Genomic DNA, 3,193 nt, shown 5'->3' with positions numbered 1-3,193 from the left:
CCTACAAACTCTATTACCTTCATTTATAGCAAAAGTAATTTGATAAAAGCACTATTTTTCGCAAATAAAGTTTCTTCAATAATGCTCACCTTGTTTGACACAATCTATGAGAACTACAATGCCAATCGCTCTATTCGCATTAACACTGAGTGCCTTTGCTATCGGCACTACCGAGTTCGTCATCGTTGGGTTGATCCCGACCATGGCTGCTGATCTATCTGTTTCGCTTCCATCTGCAGGACTGCTAGTGAGCCTATACGCTTTAGGCGTCGCTGTTGGGGCTCCTGTACTTACCGCCCTTACTGGTAACTGGCCGCGCAAAAAAGTACTGCTAGCGGTAATGTGCCTGTTTGTACTAGGCAATTTACTCGCATGGCAAGCGCCGGGTTACAACACGTTGGTAATGGCCCGAATTTTAACCGGCCTTGCTCATGGGGTATTTTTCTCTATTGGCTCAACCATCGCGACAGGATTAGTTTCTAAACAGAAAGCGGCCAGCGCCATTGCGATCATGTTTACTGGCTTAACCGTCGCGTTAGTAACCGGTGTTCCACTTGGCACTTACATTGGCCAAACATTCGGTTGGCAGTCAACATTCCTAATCGTTGCTCTACTTGGTTTAATCGCACTGATTGGCAGTGCAGCACTTGTACCAAGTAATTTAAAACAGCCACCAGCGACTAAGATCTCTGCTCAACTTAAGGTGCTAACACAACCAAGATTACTGCTTGTTTACGCTATCACTGCACTTGGCTATGGCGGCACATTTACCGCATTCACATTCTTAGCACCTATCCTTGAAGACATTTCTGGATTCAACTCAAGTGCTATCGGCTTAATCATGCTGGTTTACGGTGTGTCGGTCGCGATAGGCAATATCTGGGGCGGCAAAATGGCTGATACTATGGGGCCAATTAAAGCGCTAACTGTCATCTTCGTTGGTCTTGCACTTGTTTTATTGATGTTTAACTTTACCGCCTACAACCCAATTGCCGCAGTGCTCACCATTCTTATTTGGGGCGCATTCGCGTTTGGTAACGTGCCTGGTCTACAAGTCTACGTGGTTAACCTTGCTGAGAAATACACGCCAGACGCGGTAGACGTAGCATCTGGCCTAAACATCGCTGCCTTTAACGTCGGTATAGCACTGGGTTCATGGGGAGGTGGCCTGATCGTTGAACAAGCGGGCTTGATGGATACTCCATGGATTGGCGCTGTGATTGTACTAGCCGCACTGGTTCTAACTCGCTTAAGCGGCGCATTAGATAAGCGCTCACCCCAACTACAGAGTGCATAAAAACAAATCAGCCTCCATACACGGAGGCTGATTTTATTTCACTCGCAGCAAGCGATGTTTGACCTTGGCGAGTTCAAACTCTTCAATCTGAGAGCGTCGCATGTTGTCAATACGCTCAATCATTGCACTTGAGTATCCCTTGCGTTTCATCCACTGCATGGGTTCAGAAAAACTGTCTTCATTTACAACGTAAGACTCACCCTTGTGCTCCCCTTCATACACGCTCACTACCCAGACCCGTGACTGAAAATCTAGCACTTCAAGTAATTGTGACTTAACCCGCTTTAATAAATTCATAATTAACTCATCAACAGCCAAACACCGACACCCATCATCAGTGTGCCTGCGATTCGATTGAGTAAACGAACATTCTGTGATTGGCCCAACAGCCGTTTCAGTCCTTTACCTCCTGTGGCATACAAGGTCATGCAGATGAACTCAAACAACAAAATGATCGAAACTAGAACAATAAGCTGGGGTGTTAAGTCTGCACTCTGATCGATAAATGGAGGAAGCAGCGAAATCATAAACGCCCAACCTTTAGGGTTGGCAATCGCTGTAACAAAGCCTTGTACCACAAGGTCCCAATCACTGGACGGCTGCGGGGCTTGCTCATCAAGATTGATCGCTAACTTGCCTTTCGAGCGCCACATTTGCACACCCAGATAGAATAGGTAGCCTCCACCGATCAGCTTAAGTGCGACAAATAGCCACGGATAGTTGAGCATTACTGCAGCGATACCTAAAACGGCGGCGACAGCAACTAAGCCAACACCCACTAACTCACCAGCCATCATCCACAATGCGCGTCGATAACCAATACTCATGCCAAGCGTAAGCGCAAGTGTCATGCACATCCCCGGGGTAATGGAGACAAAGAAGAAGGTTGGAATAAACATTCCCAGCAAAGCGGTATTCATAATTTAGTTTTTATTAATTTAGGGTCTGTTGACCTAGTTAATTATGCATCTAACATAAAGCAATGCTTAACGAAAACCAACACACTAAATTGGTTGGATTAGTGGTAGCGAGGTTAAATGATATTATAATCAATCTATTAACCGTTTTTCTTGGATAAAGGATTCAGCTTGTTGACTCATTTTTGGCGTACTTTGACCCTACTGCTTTTCACAGTGCTTGTCGGCTGTGCGACAGTTGACCCTGATACTCTCCCTGAAAAAACCTACTCCACCCACTTGGGCTACCAAGTAGACAGCCATTTAGCACGCTACTTTGAGGTAGAAAATCGTCCCGACAAAACACTCACGGGCTTTGTTTCGCTAGATAAAGGCGAAGATGCGCTACTGGCTCGTATCGCTTTGGTTGAATCTGCGCAGCACTCATTAGATCTTCAGTACTACATCTACAGAAATGACGAAACTAGCCAACTATTAACATGGCGACTGTACGAGGCCGCTGAACGCGGTGTTCGAGTCAGACTGTTATTAGATGATATGCAAGAACGAGGTGACGAAAAACTTGCCGCACTAAACTCACATCCGAATATCGAAATCCGCCTATTCAATCCCCATCAATATAGAAGTGCACGTGTTCTTGGGATGGCGAGTGATTTCGAACGTTTAAATCGCCGCATGCACAACAAGTCATTTACCGCTGATAGTGTGGTATCCATTGTAGGTGGTCGCAATATCGGCAATGAGTACTTTTCATTTGAGTCTCACGTTGAGTTCGGCGATTTCGATGTGCTCTTGTATGGTAAAGCAGTTGAAGAGACCGCCGAGCAATTTGATCTCTATTGGAATAGCTTTTATGCAATCCCCATGGAGTGGATCGTCCCAGATGCTCAGCACCTAGATGATGACCTTATTCAGCAAGAAGTCGCCAATAGACAGCTCGGCCAGAAGTTCTCTGAGGGCCAATACGACTTCACTAAGT

General features: G+C 45.8%; 4 protein-coding genes. 2 read left to right on the top strand and 2 right to left on the bottom strand.

Features of this window, described 5'->3' with window-relative positions:
• Window positions 1-118 precede the first annotated feature (118 nt).
• Entirely contained in the window at window positions 119-1,297 is a 1,179-nt protein-coding gene (locus tag QTO00_RS17085; RefSeq protein ID WP_331425849.1) for an MFS transporter, read from the top strand.
• A 33-nt stretch (window positions 1,298-1,330) separates the two neighbouring features.
• Here QTO00_RS17085 and QTO00_RS17080 read toward each other — a convergent pair whose 3' ends face one another.
• Together QTO00_RS17080 and QTO00_RS17075 are read right to left on the bottom strand one after the other, a co-directional pair.
• A complete protein-coding gene (locus QTO00_RS17080; RefSeq protein ID WP_443088939.1) occupies window positions 1,331-1,594 on the bottom strand; it encodes a hypothetical protein in 264 nt (87 codons plus the stop codon).
• A 2-nt stretch (window positions 1,595-1,596) separates the two neighbouring features.
• The gene (locus QTO00_RS17075; protein ID WP_331425848.1) at window positions 1,597-2,217 is read right to left on the bottom strand and encodes a LysE family translocator; all 621 of its coding nucleotides are present in this window, start codon (window positions 2,215-2,217) and stop codon (window positions 1,597-1,599) included.
• A 168-nt stretch (window positions 2,218-2,385) separates the two neighbouring features.
• Here QTO00_RS17075 and QTO00_RS17070 point away from each other — a divergent pair.
• A partial coding sequence (locus QTO00_RS17070) for a phospholipase D-like domain-containing protein (RefSeq protein WP_331425847.1) occupies window positions 2,386-3,193 on the top strand: 808 nt, incomplete at its 3' end.

Origin of the sequence: Vibrio sp. M260118 (assembly GCF_036533755.1) — a bacterium.
Classification (GTDB): domain Bacteria; phylum Pseudomonadota; class Gammaproteobacteria; order Enterobacterales; family Vibrionaceae; genus Vibrio.
The sequence above is the reverse complement of the archived record's forward strand: the minus strand, read 5'-3'. Positions and strand labels throughout refer to the sequence as shown.